The sequence below is a fragment of the Sporosarcina sp. SG10008 genome (genome assembly GCF_044569405.1).
GTDB lineage: Bacteria > Bacillota > Bacilli > Bacillales_A > Planococcaceae > Sporosarcina > Sporosarcina psychrophila.
This window is the reverse complement of record NZ_CP172607.1, coordinates 3,724,266-3,746,583: the sequence shown is the minus strand read 5'-3', so window position 1 is coordinate 3,746,583 and position 22,318 is coordinate 3,724,266. Positions and strand designations below refer to the sequence as shown.

Below are 22,318 nucleotides of genomic sequence, written 5' to 3'. Positions count from 1 at the left end.
CGTTGGAGTCGGTGATAACTCGTCTCACGTCGGTGATAACCCTAACATCAACCGCGAAGCTGGTCACAATTCGTACGCCCATTCCTCTTTCAAGATCAAATATAAGACAAGCAAAGTGTTTTCAAGATCAAGGTGGCTTTTTCCTGCTATTTCTAATCCTAATTTAGGGAATAATAATCCGGCCATTTGTAGGGTAAGTTCAGATCTTTCGTTTGTTGGCAACTGCATAAGACGATTACTATAGGTGTTAATGAGGTTCCAATCTTTCTGGCTGAGTGATTGTAAAGCCCACTCATCAATGGTGAAATCGTCTTTCGTTAGGCCTTTTTCTATGATTTCTTTTTCAATCGGTGAAAGCTTCTTCTTTCGTTTCGCTTTTCTCTCATGGACGACGATTGTCCCTGCCACAAGGTCCCCAATTCTTTTATGTGTTGGATGGAAGTAAATCATTATGATGCCCAGAAAGTAACCTGCCGGTAAATTATCAACAATCCGAAGAAAGTTACGAATAAAACTAGATAAGAGTGTCAGACTATGGCCATTTTCCTGAATGGCTCGAATCCCGACGATTCGCTTTCCAATTGTTCTCCCGCCTGAAAAGTATTCGAGAGCGATAAAATACCCTGAGTTAATAATAAAGAGGCCAACGATTGTAAGTCCTAATAGAAGGGAGTCTGTACCTGCATAAGCCAATAGGTCCATCTCGCCAGTAAAAAGGATAATAAGAGAAATAATGATTAACGCATTCACGACGAGTAGAATAAGTTGGTCGATTATAAACCCTGTGGCTCTACTACCAAGACCCGCAAGCTGAAATTGAAGAGATACGAATTCCGGCGTTTTAATTCCTACTTGCTCTTGTTTCACAATGATTTCCTCATTTCTGGTGGAGTTTTCATTTTATTACAAGTTGTTCAAGTTCATCTGCTATACTTGTATTTATATACATTTGTTACTATCTATATATGTTGATATAAAGAATCCCCTCAACAACGCTAGGCTACCCCTATGAGGCGCATACGCTAGAGATTATATAGAATCATTAGTTCAACATAACTAGACAGAGGTATTTTGGAAACTCTTTCAATCAATAAAAAACAAGAAGGTGACTAGATGAATATAAAGCAATTTGTAAAGTTGCATCGTGATGATTGGAATCAGCTTGAAGATCTAGTATCAATCATGCATAAAAGGAAATCCGTTATGACGGGTGCCACGATTGATAAATTTTATCGGTTCTATCAAAAGGCAACCCAGAATCTATCCTATTCACAAACGTATTTTCCCGAGGACGAAGTAACACTTTACTTAAATGGACTTGTTTCGAAATCGCATAATCTCTTATATAAAGACCAAATATCGAGTATGAAACAAATTGGGCATTTTTTGAGCACAACATTTATTCGCCTATTTTTAGAACAATGGAAGTTTATCGTTGCTGCAATGCTGTTGTTTACATTAGGTGGGGTAGGAAGCTTTTTCGCGGTTGTCAATGATCCGCAAACGATGCATGGGATCTTACCAGCAGAAATAGCTCAAGGTGTGAATCCTGAACAACTAGGTAGTGCAGATGGTCAGGTTAATTCTTCGGTGATGTCCGCCAGTATCATGACAAATAATATTAATGTGGCGATCTTGGCATTTGCCGGCGGGGTCACATTTGGTTTATTAACAGTCTATGTACTCATTTATAATGGTATTGTAGTGGGGGCCCTCGCTGGCTTGTTCTTTCATTATGGGAAATCATATGAGTTTTGGGCATACATCGTTCCCCATGGAATGATTGAGCTTACAGCTATTTTTATCGCAGGTGGTGCCGGTCTGTTAATGGGCTATAAGCTCTTTGTTCCAGGACAATTTTCCAGAGGCTATCAGTTAAAGAAACAGGCACAACGTTCTGTCCAACTTTTGATAGGGACAATTCCTTTATTTGTAATTGCTGGATTGATCGAAGGTTTCATCACCCCAGCAGCGATTCCCTTGGCAGCGAAGTATAGTGTTGCATGCATAACCGTGTTTGGCTTAGTTCTGTATATAGTGATTGGCAGGGTATTACTAGCAAAAAGACAGCTTATATAAGATTACGATTCATAATATCGATATAATGGGAAACTGCAGCTACTGCAAGTTTGTCCTCGCGGGCCTCAATCATTTGTAGGCCTTGCTTTTCCCATTTTAATTTTTCTTTTTTCTTGATCAAAACTTGCTGCTGGGCAATGCTTTTTTCCATCGCGCTTCGAACGTCTACGGGTACCTCATTGGCTTTCTTCAATATCGCCACATCTTCAATTCCGATCATCAAAAACACATGTCTTTGTCTTAGACGCTGTAAATATACTAGCGCGCTTTCCTCATGAAGAAATGTGCGTACATCACTAAATAAGAGTAGCAAGCTTCGTTTCTTTTGCATCGTTTCCAAATAAGTGAGCACAGCCGCATAATTTGACTCTGCTGTATCGACTTTAAGGTTGTAGACTGCCTGAAGGATTGTCTGTAAATGTGTCATGCCTTTTGCGGGTGGTATAAATACTTTCACTTCTTTTGAAAATGCTACTATAGAGACATAATCTCCTTTTTGTAAAGCCGCCGCGGTCACTGTTAATGCGGCTTCCAGCGCTTTCTCAAGGCGATTGCCTATCGCTAGTTCCGAGCCCATCATTCGCCCGCAATCAATTAGAATGGTTACATACTTTCCATGCTCAGGTTCATATTCATTAGTCATCACTTCTTGAAGCTTTGCAGTTTGCCGCCAGTTGATCATCCGTGGATCATCACCTACAGCATAGTTTCTAATCTGTGCGAAATCTCCTACACCGCGTTGTTGCTTACGAATTTTCGAGCCATCATATAATAAAAAACGCTGAGCGTTCCCTAAATAGTGTTTCGTCTCTGTTAAATCGGGGATCACTTTTACAGAATCGACTAATTCAATCGTCTGTTGCTTTGCCCACAACCCAAAACGACTTGTATAACGAAAGTAAAGCCGCTCAATGTCATACTTACCTCTAACGGGTGCATTTGTTTCGTAAGTAACTATACTTGCGGATACCCTCGGAGCCTCCCCACGGAGCGGAAAAGGCCGCTTAAATGACTGGGGAATATCATCCACTAAGAAAAAGCGAAGATCAAATTCGGAAGTATTACTTACTTCAATCTCTACTGTATAGCTGAGATTACGCTCTAGCTCTGTAGTGATTGTACGCCGAAAGCTCAGTTGACTTTTCTTAGGTGAATAAATTAAATCCAGTAAACTTACTAAAATAACACCGACGTTCAAGGTAATGATCAAGGACCAAGTAATCTCGAGTAGGCTTCCAAGTAAAATGACAAGCAACGAAAAGACTAGGTAAGCACTGAGTAATCGTTTCGTCGGTAAAATTCCTCTACCTTGGAACAGGAACCGAGCCCACAAGTTCTTCAATGATTTGGTCAACGGCCGCTCCCTCCATTTCTACATGTGGCGCTAATTGAATCCGATGCCTTAATGAAGGTTTCGCTACTATTTTAATATCATCTGGCGTCACATAGTCTCGACCCGCTAAGTAGGCCCATGCTTGGCATGCCTTACCAATCGAAATCGCTGCTCTTGTACTCGCACCAAAGCGGATTGAATCTGTTTCCCGGGTCTTTCTGACAATCTGCATAATGTAATCTAGCACGCCATCCTCAATCGTCACACGCTGAATTTCTTCTCTAATTGTCAAGAAAGCCTCCATATCTAGTACGGGAGTAACCAGGCTTGTATCAAAAGTTTTTTCAATCACTTGTTTAAGTACATTTTTTTCTTCTGCAAATGAAGGGAAATCAATTTTTAACTTAAATAGGAAACGATCTTGCTGAGCTTCGGGCAAGGGATACGTTCCTTCGAATTCAATCGGGTTTTGTGTCGCCACAACAAAAAACACATCTGGTAATGGATACGTGTTTCCTTGAATGGTAACTTGTTGTTCTTCCATCGCTTCTAAAAGTGCTGCTTGCGTTTTTGCTGGCGTTCGGTTAATTTCATCTGCCAAAAGGATGTTGGTAAATACAGGTCCTTTTAGCGTTTCAAACGTGCCTTCTTTCATATTGTAGATCATACTTCCGGTAATATCACTTGGAAGTAAGTCTGGTGTAAACTGGATTCGGCGAAAACTTCCGCCAAGAAGTTCTGCGAGCGATCTAACCATTTGTGTTTTTCCAGTACCCGGAACTCCTTCGAGTAGAACATGTCCTCCTGATAAAATTGCAGATAATAGAAGCTTGAGGTTAGTGCTTTGACCTAAAATACGTTCTTCATATTTTTCTAATAAGGTTAAAACTTGTGCTCTCATCCTTCTTCAACCTCTTTCCTGATCTTCTCTAGTCTTTTAGACCATAACAAGTATTCCTGCTTGCTCACTGTGCTCTTTTCTAACATATCTGCCAAACCACTTAATAGGGAGTGAATCTCTCCTTTTTCCAAATGTGGCCACTTTCGTTCGAATTGTGCGGTGAGATCCTTCCATTCCTGATGATAAGGAATTCTCCAATGTTCTTGTAGCAAAGTCATGACATAATTAGCTTGAATAACTAACGAATCATGATAACGATGCCCTCTAATATACCAGGCAGCTAAAGCTTTAATCCCTTCATCACTGAAGCGAACTGTTTCTTTTCTCGAAATGAAAACAGGTCCGAATCGCTTTCCATGGTGCCACAGCCAAAGAATTGTCAAAAGGGCACCTTGAATCATTAATAACAAAAACCAGCGTGGATAGATGTTCAAAATGGTTGTGGCATTTTTCACATCATGGATGTATTCATCAAATAAAATGACTTTGCTATCCACGTCTTTTAGAAGTGCTAAAATGAGTGCAAGATGATCATCCGTTACTATTTCTCCGTTCATAATCCATTTCGGAGAATTAGTTACAATCAATTGACCCTCACCAACTACTCGCTTTAACGCAATTGTGCCTGCATCATCAGATAGTAAGATTTCGTCTTGAGCATTTTCTAGAAGCCTCACTTGGCTAGTCACGTCAGTTTTAGTACGATAACTAGCGCCTGCTGGGTCAAACAGATTTACTGCGTCAGTTTCCACGACTTCTGTTTCTAGTCCAAACATCCCTTTCGGATTTTCTTTGAATAACAGGATTGTATTTCCTGCTTCCATAAAGCGGTTGTAGCTGTCCAGTTCTGCACTGTTCGGTGTAAAGTATGGTTCGATCATAATGAGTAGTTGATTTGCTGGCTTGTTTGGTAATTGGCTTGGAGAATCGGACCATCTTTTGACAACATCCTGATGATTCAGTGCGTATGTATAAAATGCCTTCACACCTGTAGGAGAAGGAGAATCAGAAGCATACATTGGATACTCTTTTAGTTGTCCTTGGATTAAGATATACCGTGAAAACAGTAGCACAGTCAAAAGAATTACTAGCCATACCCATATTTTTTTATTCGCTATTGGGTTCTGCAATCTATCTTCCTTCCTCCTTTCTCCTGAACACTTTGCTTATTCATCCGCTTCACTTAGGTATTTCATTACTTCCTTCTGAAATTGAACGTAGTCCTCTTTTTGTACTTCTCGCTCTCCATATGTGGCTTCATCGAAAAAATAGGCGAGATGTTGAAATTGATCGGCTGATTGTTGATTTACTTTCTTTAATTCTTCATAATACTCCCAGTTAGTTTTCCAAATCCTTGCTTCTAACCATTCTTTTTCATGGAAATACAGGAGCAATGCTATAAATAGATGACGAGTAGCGGAAGAGAACTTTTCCAAGTCCTCCTGTTTCATTGCTTCAGTTACATGCATTTGATATGACCAATCAATTTCCTGCGTTGATTGCAGGGGAGGTGTCTCACGGAACTTCCTTTTTCGACTACGATTACGTATAACAAAAAATAGTACGGTTACCATTAATAGAAGCGTAATGACAATAATAATCGTCAAAATCGGTCCAGCTAACATACTCGTTGTTTTTAATGCAGGAAACAACTGGTCTAATTGATCTGCAATCCAGTTTTTAGCTTTTTCCAACCAAATCGAAAATATAGTACTGGACTGATCACTATAATTCGTATACTCAGTTTCGTTTAAAATCTTTTCGAGTTCATCTCTTGCGTCATCTACATTATCCATAGATTATCACCTTTAATTGTTTCATTATTGAACCACGTTATAATCATCAATCATTTCTTTTAAATCGTCTGCATCATGCCTGACTTTTAAATCTAGGTACATGACTGCATAACCAACAGAGAAAATCATTGTCGTAAATATAGTCGCTAGGGATACAATCAGTGAAAGGAGTACACTATTTCCTAAAAATAGACCGAAAGCCAATTCAATTACGGTACTAATAACACCGATAATTAAAGAAAAGATAATATAGAGGCCGATTAAAAACCAACCGCGCTTACGAGTTAGCCTCCAACTTCTTGTGAAACCCGGAGAACCTTCACCGAGTACAGCAGATCCAAGATAAAAGCTCCAACGAGTTAACAGGTAGCCACTACCGATAGCAAGTGCTATGAATAGGATAATCCCTACAACTATTCCAACAGTTGAAGAAGTGGCAAGGGAGCTTATTAGTAAAAACACTAAAATAAACACTGGAATAAGGATCAAGCCAATTGTTATTAAAGAAAATAAGATGGTACTACCAATAATAGGACCGTATCGTGAAAAAGCTTGTTTAATGACTGAACCAATGGTGTATGTTTCATTTTTTCTTATCCGATTAACGACTAATAAAATGGCTGCTGTAGCGACTGGAAATAAGAAGAAACTAGTAATTCCTACAAGAGCAGTTCCGAGATCGGCTCCTAGACCCGTGGATTCCGCCCCCTCGAAGCTTGAAATTATCTTTTCATACCAAGCTCCAGTAGCACCCATTTCCCTGAAAAAGCCTACTCCAGAACTGAGACTAATCAATGCTTGAATCAAGTAAATTGGACCCATAAAAATAAGGGAAATAATGAAAAAATCCCGAAACCTGCTTTTGCTCAAACTAAATGTTAGATCAAGGATTTCTCCAAATCCTTTTGGTCTGTTAAGTCTTTCATTCATTTTATTCATCTCCTTAAAATTCTCATATTTACTATTCTAACACTATTTTGATAGTGAGTGTTTTGCGAACCAGAAGAAGTATTCGGAAAAGTCCATGTCATCTAAGCTTTTAGGCAAAAAAAATAAGCACCATGAAGGTACTTATTTTCAACCGTGTGTTCGAACCCACGGCTTATTTTTCTTTTATTAATCCTGACTCAATAAGGAAATTTTCCGCAACTTGTTCGACCATCATACCGTCATTGTCGACTTTCGCATTCATTTTCTGCATTGCTTCTTCATCAATCATTCCTTCAAGCATAATGAGCACCTCTTCAATTTCGGGGTACTCCACTAACGTCTCTTTCCGTACGATTGGAAGTGCATGGTATGGTGGGAAATAGGATTTATCATCCTCTAGTACACGTAAGTCATAATCTTGTAGCTGACCGTCTGTCGTATATGAGTTGATAACATCCACTTCTTTCGCGCCAATGGAACGGTACATGATACCATGGTCCATGCCTTTGACGTCTTTGAATTTCAGTCCGTATTCTTCTTGAAAGCCTGGTAAACCATCCGGGCGGTCGATGAATTCGAAGACTGCACCTAGTATGAAGTCCTCTGAAACTTTAGCGAAGTCACTGAATGTCACAACACCGAGTTCTTCGGCTCTTGATTCATCAAGGGCGAGTGTATACGTATTGTTGAAACCAAACGTATTGAACGCAATCATACCGTCGCCATCAACGAGTCGTTTCGTTGCTTCCAATGTTTCTTCGGCTGTGCCGGGATCTTCATGGTAATAGTTGACGACGATTGTCCCTGTATAGTCAGGAATAACGTCGATAAGGCCGTTTAACATAGCGTTCCAAACAACGTTGGAGCCGCCAAGGTTTTCTTTATAAATGACTTCAATATCTGTTTTATCTTCAATTAATTGCCCCATGACATGTGACAAAATGATACTTTCTGTATTGTTCCGTGAACCGAGTGTTAGTGACTCTTTTTCGATGAAAATACAGCCCGACAGCATACTCACAATGAGCACTGTCGAGAATAGAACTAGGAATTTCTTTTTCATAGTTACTTCAATCCTTTCGGCGTTGTCCAGCGTTCAATCCCACTAAAGAGTGTTTCTAGGATAATCGCAAGGATTGCTGCCGGGATTGCCCCAAGTAAAATCAAACCATCAATTCCACGAGTAATACCTAGGAAGATGAAATCACCGAGTCCACCTGCTCCGATGAAAGCGGCAAGTGTTGCTGTTCCGACGTTAATGACTGCTGCTGTACGGATACCAGCCATGATAACGGGGATCGCAAGTGGTAGTTCCACTTTTAACAAGACTTGCATGCTTGTCATACCCATCCCTTTTGCAGCCTCGGTTGTTGCTTTGTCGACATCTTTAATACCAGTGTACGTGTTTCGGATAATCGGCAATAAGGAATAGAGGAATAGGGCAGCGATTGCTGTTTTTACGCCGATTCCGAAAATCGGGATCATGAAACCGAGCAATGCAAGACTTGGAATTGTCTGCATAACGCCCGCACCGCCAAGTACGATTGTCGTGAGCTTCGGAACGCGTGTAATAAGAATACCAAGTGTAATACCGAGGACAATGGCAATAAGCATCGAGAAGAAAACAAGTTGAATATGGACTGATGTCGCCTCAAGTACTTCTTTCCATCGCATTTGAGATTGTTCAACAAGTTGTTGCCAAATAGTTAATTTATTCATTGGATATCCCCCGTTTCTGTCCACTGGCTGGACATGGCGGACAACAGCGAACCTCGTGTAACAACGCCTACTAATTTTTGCGTTTTATCGATGACTGGAAGAATGCCGTAAGGTGCTTCATTCATCATGATAATAGCGTCTTTAGCCGTCGAAGTGTCATATAAAAATGGCTCTCGCGAAACCATGATCTCTTCAATTATTTTAATGTCGTCTAATTTTTTAATAAGATCATGTGCGGATACAATTCCAACTAATATATTGTCATCATCGACAACGATAAGATTCGTAATTTTTCGCTGACGGATGAATGAAAGTGCTTTCTCAGGTGACCATTGAGGGAGAGCGGTGTAAACCGATTCTGACATGATGTCGATAACGGGCATGAGTTCAGGGTTTTGGATAATCCGATGTTTCCCTATGAACTCCTCTACAAAGCCGTGGGCTGGTTCGTGAAGTAATTTCTCTGGGGTGTCCAACTGTAGCAGCTTACCATCTTTCATAATGGCGATGCGATCGCCCATTTTTAGCGCTTCATCCATATCATGTGTAACAAAAACAATCGTTTTTTTCAACTTCTTGTGCAAGGAGAGAAATTCATTTTGAAGTTGTTCACGTGTCAGTGGATCGAGTGCACTAAAGGGTTCATCCATCAGAATAACATCAGGATCTGCTGCAAGCGCTCTTGCGATACCGATACGCTGCTGTTGTCCGCCTGAAAGTTCCTTTGGATAGCGAGTTGCATAAATTTCAGGATCAAGACCAACTAATTCAAGAAGTTCGTTAACGCGCGCCTTAATTTCTTTGTCGTTCCAACCTTTTAGCTGGGGTACTATTGCAATGTTTTTTTCAATTGTATAGTGGGGGAAAAGCCCGATTTGCTGAATGACATACCCGATGTTCCGGCGTAGTTCAGAGGCGTTGTAGGAGTTGGTATCCTTACCGTTAATTGTGATTTTACCGCTTGTGTGGGGCTCCATTCTGTTAATCATTTTCATTGTTGTCGACTTTCCGGAACCACTTGGTCCAATGAGGACAAGAAACTCTCCTGTTGGAATATCGAAACTGACAGATTTTACTGCTTGAAATCCACCATCGAACACTTTGCTTACATTTTCAAATTTGAGCATGTGTACCTCCCTGTAGTTTTTCACAACGAATTTATTTCCGAATAGTAGATGAAAAAATCATTCGGAGTTAAAAAAAAGCAGACACTTTGCACTCCAGATAACGTTCAGAGTGATGTCTCACTCCTTTAGTATATCATATTCGGAGCGGGTTTTGAGTTTTTTTTGCATGATATCCCGGAAGTGTCCAAATTGCCTGTCTGTTGTATGTTCCTTTAGAATGGATAATAGAAGGGAAGTGCATCGGCAATGGATATGACAATTTTCGTCGTAGAGGACGATAAAGCAATATTTGATTCACTGAAAGAGCGACTGGGGCAATGGTCTTTTAATGTAACTGGACCGAATGACTTTCATGATGTCATGGTCGATTTTATTAATGAAAAACCGCATCTTGTTATTATGGATATTCAGTTGCCTTCCTATGACGGCTTTCATTGGTGCCGCGAAATTCGTGCAATTTCGAAGGTACCTATTATCTTTCTATCATCGCGGGATCACCCGATGGATATGGTTATGGCGATGAATATGGGAGCGGATGATTATGTTCAGAAACCATTCCATTCAGATGTATTGCTTGCAAAAATTCAGGCACTCTTAAGAAGGACATACGCATACGGTGAAGAAGCGCCGGATGTACTCGAATGGAATGGAGCGATGATTGACATGAAGCGCGGTGTCATCCGTTTAGGTGGCAATGAGGTCGAATTGACGAAAAACGAATTTTTCATATTAGCGGTGCTTGTTCAATCAAATGACGAGATTGTTTCACGGGATGAGTTAATCCGTAAGTTATGGGATGATGAACGTTTTGTTAACGATAATACATTGACGGTGAATGTTACGCGCCTCCGTCAAAAGCTCACGGAACTGGGCCTCGGTGAAGCAATCGTCACGAAAAAAGGACTGGGCTATATGGCGACTACGCTGTAGGAAGGGGCTATTTTTTTGTTTATAAGTTATCTGATGGATATGAAAAGTTGGATTCTCTTTTTTATAGCGGCACTCGGGTTTGCGGATATAGTTATTTGGCTGGACGCTGGAATCGATGCGGCATTTTCATCTGTTTTGTATTTTAACGTTTTACTGCTGAGTGTGTTCTTCACTTTTTTCATATGGCGCTATTTCAAGGAAATGAAGTTTATGAAAGCATTAATCCCGCCCAATGGAATAATTGAAGAAGATTGGCAAGAAGCGCTGCCGGAGCCGTTATCAATACGTGACACAATAACGAATAAGATGTTGCGGCAAGTTGCGGATGATTATACGAAAAGATTGTACGATTTAAAAGCAACTAACGTGATTGAAAGTGATTATACGGCAGCTTGGGTACATGAAGTGAAAGCACCGCTGACTGCCATGAAATTGGTGATTGAAGCCAATCGAAGTGAACCGGCATTGCAGAAAATCGAAACGGAGTGGCTACGTGTTCATTTGCTCATCGACCAGCAGTTATACATTTCCCGTTTGCCTTCTTTGGAATCGGATTATGTTGTCGGGAAAAGCGGCATCCACCAGCTTGTAGCTGCGGAAGTGCGCGAGCTTGCATCGTGGTGCAGGCAAAAAAATATGGCTATCGAATTTGAAGATGAAGCGATTGAAGTTGTAACGGATAGTAAATGGTGTCGGTTCATAATCCGTCAAGTGTTGACGAATGCAGTGAAGTATAGTCCGTCAGGCGGAACAATTTGGATCACAACAAACGTTGTAGAAAGTGGCAATGTGGTTCTAACTATAAGAGACGAAGGACCTGGTATTCCATCGCATGACTTGCCTCGGTTATTCGATAAAGGATTCACTGGCGGTACAGGAAGACTACATAATGCAGCAACAGGTCTAGGACTTTACCTCGCACAAACCGTTGCTATCAAGATTGGCATCACACTTACTGCACAATCCGAAGCGGGGCAAGGAACGACGATGCGACTGACATTCATGACTGAGAATGAATTCGACTCTGTACTAACGTGACGTTTATGTAACGTTGGACGACCTGTTTGTCATGCAAATCAAACGACCCAAGGAACTAAGCAGGATAAGATAGGGACATAGCAAACAGGGAGGCCATTTTATATGAATAAAACACATACAACAAAAAAAACAGTTCTGCATGCGCAGAATATTCGAAAGTCCTATGGATCACGCAGCAATGTCCAACAAGTACTAAAAGGCATCGAACTTCGTGTCCATGAAGGTGAATTTGTCGGCATTATGGGTTCTTCGGGAGCAGGAAAGACAACATTGCTCAACGTCCTTGCAACGATTGACCGTACGACAGAGGGGTCTATCCTCATCGGTAATTCCGATATTTCGAAGATGAAAGATCGGGAACTTTCCGCGTTTCGTCGTGAAAAATTAGGATTCATTTTCCAAGACTATAATTTACTAGATACATTAACTGTAAAAGAAAACATCTTGCTACCTGTATCACTTGGTAAGATGAATAAAAAAGAAGCGGAAGCAGAGTTCACGGCAATCGCAGACATCCTTGGCATTAAAGACCTCGCACACAAATACCCGCACGAAATTTCAGGTGGTCAAAAACAGCGGACATCTGCTGCACGTGCTCTTATTAATAGACCCTCCATGGTATTTGCAGACGAACCAACAGGGGCCCTCGATTCCAAGTCAGCATCTTCCCTATTAGGCACATTAGAGGATGTCAATAAAAAGCGGGACGTCACAATCATGATGGTGACGCATGACCCACTTGCTTCGAGCTATTGCAGCCGCGTTGTCTTTTTGAAAGACGGCACCATTTACTCGGAATTGTACCGTGGCGATAAAACGAGACAAGTCTTCTTCCAGGAAATCCTGAAAGTTCAAGGCGTTCTCGGGGGTGACAGCGTTGACACTATTTGATCTTGTCATCCGCAGTATGCGGAAAAATATCAAGCATTATTATTTGTATTTCTTTGCACTGATTTTCAGTGTTGTCCTTTACTTTGTATTCGCGACGTTGCAATATGATTCTGCAGTTATTGAGCAGGCAAATAGCTCCATGAAGATGGATTCCGCATTCAAGGTGGCGGGCATTTTGGTTCTATTCATTGCTGGCATATTCGTTATCTACGCCAATTCGATTTTCCTTCGGAGAAGAAGTAGTGAAATAGGACTGTATCAATTGATTGGATTAACGAAAGGGGCAGTTGCACGGCTCCTTATTATTGAAAACACACTTCTTGGAGCCGGAGCGCTCGTTATCGGAATCGGTGTCGGGATGCTTTTATCCAGAGTATTTTTATTGATACTTATGAAATTGGTCGGCTTTAATGACATTGTAGAGCTATCGTTTTCGATGGGGGCCGTTTTACAGACAGCACTTGTATTCGTGGTTATCATTGCGCTTACATCGATTCAAATGGTGTTTAAAGTGTATCGTAATACATTGCTTAGCCTATTCAATGCAGACAAACAAGGGGAACAGCCGAAGAAGCCGAAAAGTGGGCTATCGGCAATACTTGCTTTTCTTGGTATCGGATTGATTGTCTTTGGTTATTGGTTATCGGCACATATGTTGAATGAATTGTTATTCTTTAATATGCTTGGCGTTTTATTCTCAACGATATTAGGAACCTATCTTCTATTCCGCGTGACAATCAGTTGGTTGTTCTATCAAGTACGAAAGAGAAAGCAAGGACATTTAGGACTTTCCAATAGTTTGTCACTTGCCTCACTCATGCACCGTCTAAAAGGGAATGCGAACTCGCTCACCATTATTACAGTTTTATCTGCAATGACATTAGCGATGCTTGCAGGTTCTTATTCGCTTTATTATTCAACGGAAAAAGAAACGCGCTACATGATGCCATTCGATTTTGCGTTTGAAGAAGGAGCGGCAACACCGCTTTCAGACAACGAAATATCTGCAGTGGACTTTGAGGTTGAGTTAAAAGAAAATGGAATTGATTATACAACTGGGACAATCGAATTACTCGGAGTGGAAGGAACTCATGAAAAAGATGTCTTTCCTTCTTTTCTTGATATGAGGGAAGAAACTTTTAATGCCTATTTTGTAAATGCTAAGCAATTACAACAAGCAGGTCTCGAAGTTGAATCACCAAAAGATGGATCTGTCATTTTTCATAATGCTTCCATGGTGGCTATGGCAAAAGATATAAAGATACCATTCGAGATGTATATTACAAGCGGTGAAACAGAAAGCATATTTACCGCTGTGAAATATGGTGAAGGGGACGTTGTGAACGCAGTTTGGGGATCTCAACTTGTAGTGAGTGATGCCGATTTTGAAAAGTATAAAAGAACGATGAAACCAGAAAAAATAGTAGAGATGACCCCAGAGAGTATAGTAAGGAATGTCCGCGTTTTTAATGTAGTAGACAAAGACCAACTTGCCATTGCATCTTCTATCCGCAACCCAAATCAAGACACCGTGTCGTCATACGGCACCGATTATTATTTGACGTATGTAAAATCCATGCAAAGTAATGGACTTCTCATCTTTATCGCCGGTTTTTTAGGGTTGGTGTTCTTAATTTCTACAGGGAGTATTTTGTATTTCAAACAAATGACGGAAGCTGAACAAGAGAAAAAAAGTTATGCAACACTTCGTCAACTTGGCTTTACGGTTAAAGATATTATGCGCGGAATTATCCGCAAACAAGTATTTGTCTTTGGCTTGCCGCTACTGATTGGTCTATTGCATTCTATCTTTGCGATAAAAGCGGCGTCGTTCCTATTCATGTCCGATATTACAGTACCTACAACGATTGCTATGGGCCTTTATGCATTGATTTACCTCGTATTCGCATTCTTGACTGTCGGCTATTATCGGAAAACGGTGAAAGCCGCACTATAATTGATTTTAACTTTACGAATAGTTCTAATTTCGAAGTGGCACTCTTTCATGTAAAAGTGGATTGGGTGCCATTTCCGATAAAAGGGATTCATTTCAAGAATACGTTAGAGGTAATGGTTAGGAAGGGGGGGATTAATTGCAAACTCATATAATGCCAATTTTCATCGCATTTATTGTCTGTTTTATGCTCGCATCATTTTTGACTTTGCCTTGGGCAATCTACCAATACCGAAAATATGGGTACATTAGTTTTTGGCGTACGTTTTTGATAATTAGTTTCCTGTTTTACAGTTTAAGTGCCTTTTTTCTTGTGATTTTACCCTTACCTATAGTACGGAATAATTGTCAATTTGCAGATCCGATAATGTCGTATATGCAATTACGACCGTTTCAATTCATCCAGGATATAGCACATGATACAGGTGTAGTTTGGTCAAGGCCCTCTTCATATAAATCATTGGTTGGGGCTCTCTCGGTGTATCAAGTCGTATTTAATGTACTCCTATTATTTCCAGCTGGCGTGTTTTTACGTTATTTATTCAAAACGAAGGACAAATGGTTTTATGTGATTTCCATTGGATTCGGCGTGTCTTTGTTTTTTGAAATTACGCAGTTAACGGGTGTTTTTGGGATTTTTACATGTCCATACCGGCTGTTTGATGTCGATGATCTAATGGCGAATACACTTGGCACCTTTCTTGGCTTTCTTTTTGCACCCCTGTTTTTAGCGTTTATTCCTTCAAGAGATAAGTTAAATGAAGAGGATGAAACGCATATGAATGAAGAACAATCGACCATAGGTGCACAACTTTTTGGACTTGTTTTGGATATTATTCTAGTTAGGTTCATCACGGGTGTTGTTATGAATGTGATGAAATGGACAGGTACGTTTACCGAATTTGCGCTCTTTACGGTTGTCCTATTTGTGGGAATTGTAATTGTACCGATGATTTGGAAGGGCTATACACTAGGTTCAAGAATTGTTCGGATGAAATTACAGCCCGACACGACCAAATGGTTTACAAGTTTAAGCAGACGATACCTTGCGATTTACTTGCCTTATTTCTTCAGTGGACTTGCAGGTGTAGCAAATCAGTTTGCAAGTCAAGCAGAATTACTGTTACTCCTTTTCTCAATCGGACTTGTTTTTTTATCAGTGCTTTTATGGATGACTGTAATCGGACATATACTAATTCGTTGGATAAAAAAAGACAAGCCACTTTATTTTAATGAGTATAGCAATATAATTTCTTTAAGAAGACATACAAAAAATTAAATGAATAAAGAAGGCGGAATTCTTATTCTACCTGTAAGAAAGAGGAATGTTGGATGAACCCATCAATCGCAAAAAAAGAACGAATTATTTCATTGGATATTATCCGTGGAATCGCATTGTTTGGTATTATGCTTATTAACATACCTGCTTATCAAGTTGTTATGGAAGGTGATATTCTCCCCGTAAATAGTGGTATGAATCATTATGTAGATATGCTCATTCATATCCTGGTGGAAAAGAAATTCTTCTCCATATTCTCCTTCCTGTTCGGTATCGGTTTCTACATTTTTACATCACGTGCCCAGCAGCGTGGAGATAAGCCAAGATGGCGTTTTGTTCGCCGTTTGCTTAGCTTATTGGTACTCGGTATCATTCACGCAATCATATTTTGGGGATCTATTTTAGCGGCCTATGCTGTTATCGGATTTCTTCTCCTCCCATTTTACAGGGTACAAATCTCGACCATCAAAAAATGGCTGGCAGGCTTCACTTGCGTTTACCTGATTGCGCTGATTATGGCGTTAGTCATTCCGACAATGGCCAGTTCCATGGCTTCAATCGGAAATGATACAGTGCTGGTCTACATTATGTTTTTGGCAGGTTTCTTAGTTGCAAAAGCGGACTGGCCACGACAAATTGGCCGATTGCAAAAGCAAGTCAGATGGATTCAGATTGTGACACTGCCAATCGTCATTGGTTTTTCTGTATGGATTTGGATAGCAAAGCAACAAGGTGTAGATAGTGTGGAGTTAATCATTTCTCTTGGCACAATTCCTACCGTGCTGTTTTATCTGGCAACGATGTTCTTATTGCTAGAAAATAAAACCATTGTACATTTACTTCAACCTGTTGCCCGCGTTGGTCAAATGGCTTTGACTAACTATGTTGCTCAAAGTTTCATTGCATTGACAATCATGTCACTAATGGGCATCAAATTTGCATCTTCAAGTCAGACCGTCTTGATTGCCAGTGTTATTTTCATTATCCAAATACTTTTTAGTGTCCTATGGTTTAAATTTTTCAAGATGGGGCCTTTGGAGAAAGTATGGCGTCTTATGACCTATGGAAGAAAAAATTCAACTACGAATAGAAAAGGAGCAAAATCATGAAGAAAGTATTCGCAGCAATTGCAATCATAGTTGTTATCATTGGTTTCCTAATAGCCTTGAGATCAGTGGGATTCAATCGATTAGGCGCAGAAAGTTATTATGTTCAAATCACGGAAAGTAGTACTAAACTCGAGGACAAATCACCTAGCGGAGAGCTATATGTTCGATACGAATACACACTGCCTGCATTTGATAAAAAAGGAAATGAAAAAGAGTTTACGTTTACAGGTGATCATGAATTGCGTAAAGATGCATATTTGGAGTTGTTTATAAAGAAAGGAAAGGGAGTAACTTCCTATCAAGAAGTGAAAAAGGAAGAGATTCCCGCAAAGGCAAAGGACATGCTGAATTGAATGAAAGATGAATTCTAAGGTGATTAATATTTATTAAATCATGAATATTATACAGATAATTGCTATAGCAACTTTGATAATCGCGTTAAAGGTTAAAGTATGAGTATTGGGTTTCTATTTCGAAAACGACATCGATATCGTTATCTTCGGTATCACTGTATCAACTATATACGGAAAAAGTAGTAAACATTTCACTGGAAAGTTAGTCGAACAAAATGGCGACAATCAAGTGTAAACGGATTAGTTATTTGAAATTCCTTGAATTAGCAGAATAGGAAAGCATCAGACTATAAAAACACCGGATTCCAATTAGGAATTCGGTGTTTTTACTAGCGATTGGAAATTGGGTTACTCTTTACAGAAAGATGAAATTTGTGAGGTGAAAGTCCAAAGCTTCCCAACAAGGCTTAAATAATACAAGCATTCTTTTTATTTTGATATTCCCTCCATCTTTAAGATGCAATTTTACTTTTTTCGGATATTAAAAATAGAAGGAATGTGAGAAATATAAATTCTGCCTGTCGATAAAAGAAGTATCAGACAGAGGTTTTCGAATTTTAATTATTCGCTTTTTCATAGCGAAATGTTTATTTTATTACTCACGTTTGTTTAGGTGCTTGTCGCGAAAGGCTAATAGTTAGCGAACAAAATAAGGTGGATTATTTCTGTTTTGGGGTAGAGAATGATAAACAACTAAAAAACTTAATGAGAAAGTGGGGTATCACTATGTTTATGGATGCGCTAATGGTTGGTCTAGCGAATGATTTTATATGGACGTACATACGGATGTAGCTAAGCAAATCGATGGCATTAGCAAGGATCCTCTTGCGAGCGCATTGAATGCAGCAGGCTATAAATACAGTAGTGCCACTCCGAGGGGGTGGACCTTCATTGGAGACAGCGATGAACCACTTGATCAAAGCATTTTCGACTTTGTGAAACCCAAATCATCGGCCAAGAAACCTCATTCACAACCGGTTCCCAAGATAGTTACAACAGATTCACATGCTATTCATCGACAATTCACCGATGACGAAATGCGAGCCATCAAAGAGATGTTAAAATCATGGCAAGAATCAGCTCCAGTAATTAAAAGGGAGCCAACGCTTCATGAACGTATTAAACAACTTCCACAAGAAGAGAGAACGCGAAAGACCATTGTGATTGATCAAACTATTGGGGAGCGCTTTGATGTGTTTTGCGAAGCGGAACGCCTCAATAAATCGGACATTTTACATTTAGCGTTGGTTGATTTTATGGATAAATTCGAATGCCCCTCATTGAGGTAAATCTGCATAATTATTCAGGTAGACAGGCCTGACGTTCACCAGAAAGCCCGTTAACTCAACAATGTATATTTGATGCATACAGAAAACAAAGGACCGTTGGAGATGAAATGAGGGTTTATAAGGGGTTATGGCGTATGATCAACTTCCGAGAATTCTTATTGCGTAAAGAAGTTAACTACTTCCGTGAACTGGCGTTATGTTAACCTGTCGTGTATAGACTATACAAGCCTGTTCAGCAATCAAATCATAAGGAGGTATTTTAAATGCCGTGGTCAGAATTAAGATCAATAATAATTATTATGCTCTTGCTTTTAGGTTGGTGTGTTAGTTTAATGCGTCAAAAAAGTGCATTAAAAAGGGAAAACGCTAGACTTTTGGAAAAGACCGGAGAATATGGAGATATGAAAAATGAAGCAAAGGAAATATTAAAAAATTTATCAGAAGTAAAAACCGTTAAATCATTGAGAGAGAAGTACGGTTTGTCCTTGATAGATGCAAAGAAAATCGTGGATTCAGTAAAATAGCAGTGATCTTATTAAACTAATGGGCCATTTAGTTGCAATTATGGAACCATTTACTACCTCGCTACGTCTGGATTAATAAGAATTTTCAGTGTGAATGGAGGTATAATTATGTGGGTAATATTCGGTCTTATCGCAATAATAGCAACTTGTATAAATCTTTATATGTATGGAACAGGCAAAGATTATAAATTGGCAATGGCGATGGGATTATCATTTACGGCACTAACAATTGTTGCAGATTACAGTATGGTGTCCGATTGGGTAGAGGTGAAAGATTGGGCTGCATTATTAGATGTAGTACCTACGATGGAAACAGCCTTATGGGTTTTGACGATTATATCGATTTTATTAAATATTACTCCTATACTTTTAGAGTTGAAAAACAAAAAAAATTAATATGTTAATTTTTTTCAGCTAACGGGCGCGATTGTCGTACAAAATTCGTGCTTCTGTCGGGCTAAATAATACAAGAATTGCTAAATAGAATTCTGACTGTCGAGGTGCTTGATATTGAAAAGACCAATTGGAATTAGACTAGATGGTTGTATTTATACTAGCAATGGTGAAGATTTAAGTGAGGAAGAGTTTTCTAATGCTTTTATTGAATTTATTGAAGAAAAAGGATGGTATTTCGGTGGTGGCCTTTTCCAAATAGACGAGGAAGGAAATCATATAAAGGATATTGTATAGCTTGTAGCGCAATCGGGCGCAATTCTTGAAAAAGGATTTGCGCCTGTTCAGTAAAAGGAGCCATTTAGGAGGAGCAACATATGAAAAAACACTGTTGTGAAGATATGGATTACCATGCAAATTTCAAATGTGATATGTATAGCGATCCATTTGAATGTCCTGATAAAATAATGATTTTCGATGATAAAGATAACGACTACGGTTTGATAATCCATGATGGTGGCTCTTCAAGTATAAGTATTGATTTCTGTCCGTGGTGTAGTTCGAAATTATAAACTACTATGCAGCTAACGGCCGCGATTGTTTAATTAAGCGTCTCTGTTTTTATTAAACTAACGAGGTGATTTAGTTTAAGATTCAGCTGCCTTTACAGGGCATTTTTTTATTGTGTAATGGAGGTAACTACTTCCGTGAACGAGTGTTATGTCAACCGATGGTGCATTCTTCATACATCCATGCCAAGTACAAGAACGAGGATCAGGATATATGAGCCTAAAAATTTCTGAACTTGACAGTAAACCTCGATAACCACTGGTAAACTGCGATTTTTAATAGTTAACTCAAATAAATCGAATTAACTAACAAGTGGAGGAAATCAAGAGAAACAGAACTCATTCTAAAATCCGAAAATCAAACCTTCAAAAGTGTCTACAAGCCTTTTGAAGTCCTTTCAAGAAAAATCACATATAAAATTCTAAGCAAAAAGCCCTTAAAGCGCACAGGACGAATTCTGAAGCTCTCCAAGGACTTTTTTTCCTTTAAAATTCATTATAATCTATTAGAACAAAATCCTCTTTACAGAGACCCATTTTCTTCTCAGCCTTATAATCCATTATATTCCCCAAAAATTTACGTACTGTTTCATCCAGAGCTTGTTCTACAGTCATCCCAAATCCTATTCCACCTTCATAGCCACCTAATCCCATTGGATCCTTTAATCTAAGATTCGTAAACCCTGTAAATCCATTACTCTCATAAGGTCTAAGTTGAATATTTTGGTTCTCATAAACCTTCACTTTAAAAGCACCGTAATGGATAGTATCTCCTTCGTATACCTTTTTAAAAAAACGTAGAGCAGTAATTTCGAACTCACCTACACACTTCTCTACATAATCAATGTGATCAATTTTAATATCTCTCCAACTCAATGAATAGCCTCCCTTTTACTTAATTTTTCCATAAGATTTGATTATATCACCTGAACCAAGGGTGAATTAACCTAATGGACTAATTTATAAAGGGATTTCTAATTAATAGTAGAAGTGTCCTTTATCATGAAAAAGCATTAGGAAAAAATAACGGCTGCAGGCGGAGATTTTTTTGCTTTTGAACTTGGGGGGGGAGCGGTTTTTGTCACGTTCGACAAATGTTCGGCATGTTTGTTAGGTAAATAATTAACCAAGAAGGAGTATGTTATTTTGGGGAGACATGTGAACAAGGTCAAAACAATTGTGATTTGTGGGCTTATAGTAGCCTTTATTTTATTGGGAATTGTCTTGTTTGAATTTGTATTATTAAAATTACTAGGATTGCAATATGATTCATTTGGTGCTTTAGTAATTTTCTTTTTAATTTACTTATTCCTAGAAGTACCACTTTCGCTTATTGCAGATAATATACCAAGAGCTCTAAAAACTGTTGGAGTTATTGAATCGAGTAAGGGATGGTTGTCATTTATATTAGATATAGGATTAGCTTTTATATTAATTGCAACTATTGATCATTTCATGGAAACTATCATGATTTCTTGGCAGGGCGCATTATTATTTGCTCTGATAAGTGGGATTATTAGTCGGGAATTAAAGGAAAATGATTCCGAACCTCCAATGATTGATAGCAAAGAATACGAGGAATTACATAATAAACTAGAAGATTAAGAATAATGAAATCGGTATTTTTAATTAAATTAAATGGTAGACTTTTTGAATTAGAACAATAGGTTTATTAAATTCTGCTCAAGAAAACAAAATGAATCTAACACAATGGAAATATGTTCGATTTGTAATAAAACTCTCTTATATTTCAAAAGGGGTACTTTTTAATCTATTGTGGTGTCAGAAATTACAGAGCTTTAAGAAATGCCTTTGTTAAATTAGGGGGTAAAGTAATGAATGAGGATGATTTCAGTATAAATAAATTTGGTGATTTTATTGACAGTGAAATAATGGACATTGAAACATTTAACGTGATTTATAATTTTGTTGCATTGGATAATTTCTGACAGGGTGAGTACGAAGGTATTATGTATGTTATTAGAAAATTAAATGTAAATCACGTACAGTTAGAAAACGAAGTTGCGACAGAAAATACTCCTAAGCCAACAGTATATGTCTATACAAAAGGAGAATTTTTAGGGCTTTTAAAATTACATAAGCC

General features: G+C 39.0%; 24 protein-coding genes. 14 read left to right on the top strand and 10 right to left on the bottom strand.

Annotation, left to right across the window (positions count from 1 at the left end):
• Positions 1-63: 63 nt before the first annotated feature.
• Complete coding sequence (locus ACGLYD_RS17525; RefSeq protein WP_067213522.1) at positions 64-867, bottom strand: RDD family protein; 804 nt, start codon at positions 865-867, stop codon at positions 64-66.
• 246 nt (positions 868-1,113) lie between these two features.
• Here ACGLYD_RS17525 and ACGLYD_RS17520 point away from each other — a divergent pair, with 246 nt between their 5' ends.
• Positions 1,114-2,079: a stage II sporulation protein M gene (locus ACGLYD_RS17520; protein ID WP_399629569.1), complete on the top strand. Its 966-nt coding sequence runs from the start codon at positions 1,114-1,116 to the stop codon at positions 2,077-2,079.
• On the opposite strand, the gene ACGLYD_RS17515 is transcribed toward ACGLYD_RS17520, so the two are convergent.
• From ACGLYD_RS17515 to ACGLYD_RS17480, 8 genes are all read right to left on the bottom strand, one after another.
• Positions 2,072-3,433, bottom strand: coding sequence for a DUF58 domain-containing protein (locus ACGLYD_RS17515; RefSeq protein WP_399629567.1), 1,362 nt, complete (start codon positions 3,431-3,433; stop codon positions 2,072-2,074). The genes ACGLYD_RS17520 and ACGLYD_RS17515 overlap by 8 nt on opposite strands.
• Complete coding sequence (locus ACGLYD_RS17510) at positions 3,384-4,313, bottom strand: MoxR family ATPase (RefSeq protein ID WP_187046115.1); 930 nt, start codon at positions 4,311-4,313, stop codon at positions 3,384-3,386. The genes ACGLYD_RS17515 and ACGLYD_RS17510 overlap by 50 nt, the downstream gene beginning before the upstream one ends.
• Entirely contained in the window at positions 4,310-5,443 is a 1,134-nt protein-coding gene (locus ACGLYD_RS17505) for a DUF4350 domain-containing protein (RefSeq protein WP_354311931.1), read from the bottom strand. The genes ACGLYD_RS17510 and ACGLYD_RS17505 overlap by 4 nt, the downstream gene beginning before the upstream one ends.
• 36 nt (positions 5,444-5,479) lie before the next feature.
• Entirely contained in the window at positions 5,480-6,109 is a 630-nt protein-coding gene (locus ACGLYD_RS17500) for a DUF4129 domain-containing protein (protein WP_187046113.1), read from the bottom strand.
• A gap of 24 nt (positions 6,110-6,133) precedes the next feature.
• The gene (locus tag ACGLYD_RS17495) at positions 6,134-7,039 is read right to left on the bottom strand and encodes a hypothetical protein (protein ID WP_067213511.1); all 906 of its coding nucleotides are present in this window, start codon (positions 7,037-7,039) and stop codon (positions 6,134-6,136) included.
• Positions 7,040-7,211: 172 nt separating this feature from the next.
• A complete protein-coding gene (locus tag ACGLYD_RS17490; protein WP_187046112.1) occupies positions 7,212-8,102 on the bottom strand; it encodes a glycine betaine ABC transporter substrate-binding protein in 891 nt (296 codons plus the stop codon).
• 2 nt (positions 8,103-8,104) lie between these two features.
• Positions 8,105-8,758 carry an ABC transporter permease gene (locus ACGLYD_RS17485; protein ID WP_067213507.1) on the bottom strand — a complete coding sequence of 218 codons (654 nt, stop codon included), beginning with the start codon at positions 8,756-8,758 and terminating at the stop codon, positions 8,105-8,107.
• A complete protein-coding gene (locus tag ACGLYD_RS17480) occupies positions 8,755-9,885 on the bottom strand; it encodes a betaine/proline/choline family ABC transporter ATP-binding protein (RefSeq protein ID WP_067213506.1) in 1,131 nt (376 codons plus the stop codon). Before ACGLYD_RS17480 ends, ACGLYD_RS17485 begins: the two co-directional genes overlap by 4 nt.
• A 246-nt stretch (positions 9,886-10,131) precedes the next feature.
• On the opposite strand from ACGLYD_RS17480, the gene ACGLYD_RS17475 reads away from it, so the two are divergent.
• From ACGLYD_RS17475 to ACGLYD_RS17420, 12 genes are all read left to right on the top strand, one after another.
• Positions 10,132-10,815 carry a response regulator transcription factor gene (locus tag ACGLYD_RS17475; protein ID WP_187046111.1) on the top strand — a complete coding sequence of 228 codons (684 nt, stop codon included), beginning with the start codon at positions 10,132-10,134 and terminating at the stop codon, positions 10,813-10,815.
• 15 nt (positions 10,816-10,830) lie between these two features.
• Positions 10,831-11,853 (top strand): HAMP domain-containing sensor histidine kinase, encoded by a 1,023-nt coding sequence (locus ACGLYD_RS17470; RefSeq protein ID WP_231885734.1) that lies wholly within the window; start codon positions 10,831-10,833, stop codon positions 11,851-11,853.
• 102 nt (positions 11,854-11,955) lie between these two features.
• Complete coding sequence (locus tag ACGLYD_RS17465) at positions 11,956-12,744, top strand: ABC transporter ATP-binding protein (protein WP_187046110.1); 789 nt, start codon at positions 11,956-11,958, stop codon at positions 12,742-12,744.
• Positions 12,722-14,701 (top strand): ABC transporter permease, encoded by a 1,980-nt coding sequence (locus tag ACGLYD_RS17460; protein ID WP_338654797.1) that lies wholly within the window; start codon positions 12,722-12,724, stop codon positions 14,699-14,701. The genes ACGLYD_RS17465 and ACGLYD_RS17460 overlap by 23 nt, the downstream gene beginning before the upstream one ends.
• Positions 14,702-14,837: 136 nt before the next feature.
• Positions 14,838-15,977, top strand: a complete 1,140-nt coding sequence (locus ACGLYD_RS17455; RefSeq protein ID WP_399629561.1) for a VanZ family protein — start codon at positions 14,838-14,840, stop codon at positions 15,975-15,977.
• A 53-nt stretch (positions 15,978-16,030) separates the two neighbouring features.
• Positions 16,031-17,086, top strand: coding sequence for a DUF418 domain-containing protein (locus ACGLYD_RS17450; protein ID WP_342539241.1), 1,056 nt, complete (start codon positions 16,031-16,033; stop codon positions 17,084-17,086).
• Positions 17,083-17,439 carry a YxeA family protein gene (locus tag ACGLYD_RS17445; RefSeq protein ID WP_187046106.1) on the top strand — a complete coding sequence of 119 codons (357 nt, stop codon included), beginning with the start codon at positions 17,083-17,085 and terminating at the stop codon, positions 17,437-17,439. The genes ACGLYD_RS17450 and ACGLYD_RS17445 overlap by 4 nt, the downstream gene beginning before the upstream one ends.
• 770 nt (positions 17,440-18,209) lie before the next feature.
• Entirely contained in the window at positions 18,210-18,728 is a 519-nt protein-coding gene (locus tag ACGLYD_RS17440; RefSeq protein ID WP_399629556.1) for a hypothetical protein, read from the top strand.
• Positions 18,729-18,991: 263 nt separating this feature from the next.
• A complete protein-coding gene (locus ACGLYD_RS17435) occupies positions 18,992-19,252 on the top strand; it encodes a hypothetical protein (RefSeq protein WP_399629553.1) in 261 nt (86 codons plus the stop codon).
• A gap of 108 nt (positions 19,253-19,360) precedes the next feature.
• Positions 19,361-19,648 carry a hypothetical protein gene (locus ACGLYD_RS17430; RefSeq protein ID WP_187046103.1) on the top strand — a complete coding sequence of 96 codons (288 nt, stop codon included), beginning with the start codon at positions 19,361-19,363 and terminating at the stop codon, positions 19,646-19,648.
• A gap of 114 nt (positions 19,649-19,762) precedes the next feature.
• On the top strand, positions 19,763-19,942 hold the full coding sequence (locus ACGLYD_RS17425; protein WP_187048040.1) for a hypothetical protein: 180 nt from the start codon (positions 19,763-19,765) through the stop codon (positions 19,940-19,942).
• 80 nt (positions 19,943-20,022) lie between these two features.
• Positions 20,023-20,217, top strand: coding sequence for a DUF6980 family protein (locus ACGLYD_RS17420; protein ID WP_187046102.1), 195 nt, complete (start codon positions 20,023-20,025; stop codon positions 20,215-20,217).
• A gap of 483 nt (positions 20,218-20,700) precedes the next feature.
• On the opposite strand, the gene ACGLYD_RS17415 is transcribed toward ACGLYD_RS17420, so the two are convergent.
• The gene (locus tag ACGLYD_RS17415) at positions 20,701-21,090 is read right to left on the bottom strand and encodes a hypothetical protein (protein WP_399629548.1); all 390 of its coding nucleotides are present in this window, start codon (positions 21,088-21,090) and stop codon (positions 20,701-20,703) included.
• A 270-nt stretch (positions 21,091-21,360) separates the two neighbouring features.
• On the opposite strand from ACGLYD_RS17415, the gene ACGLYD_RS17410 reads away from it, so the two are divergent.
• Positions 21,361-21,819, top strand: coding sequence for a YrvL family regulatory protein (locus tag ACGLYD_RS17410; protein WP_399629545.1), 459 nt, complete (start codon positions 21,361-21,363; stop codon positions 21,817-21,819).
• Positions 21,820-22,318 lie beyond the last annotated feature (499 nt).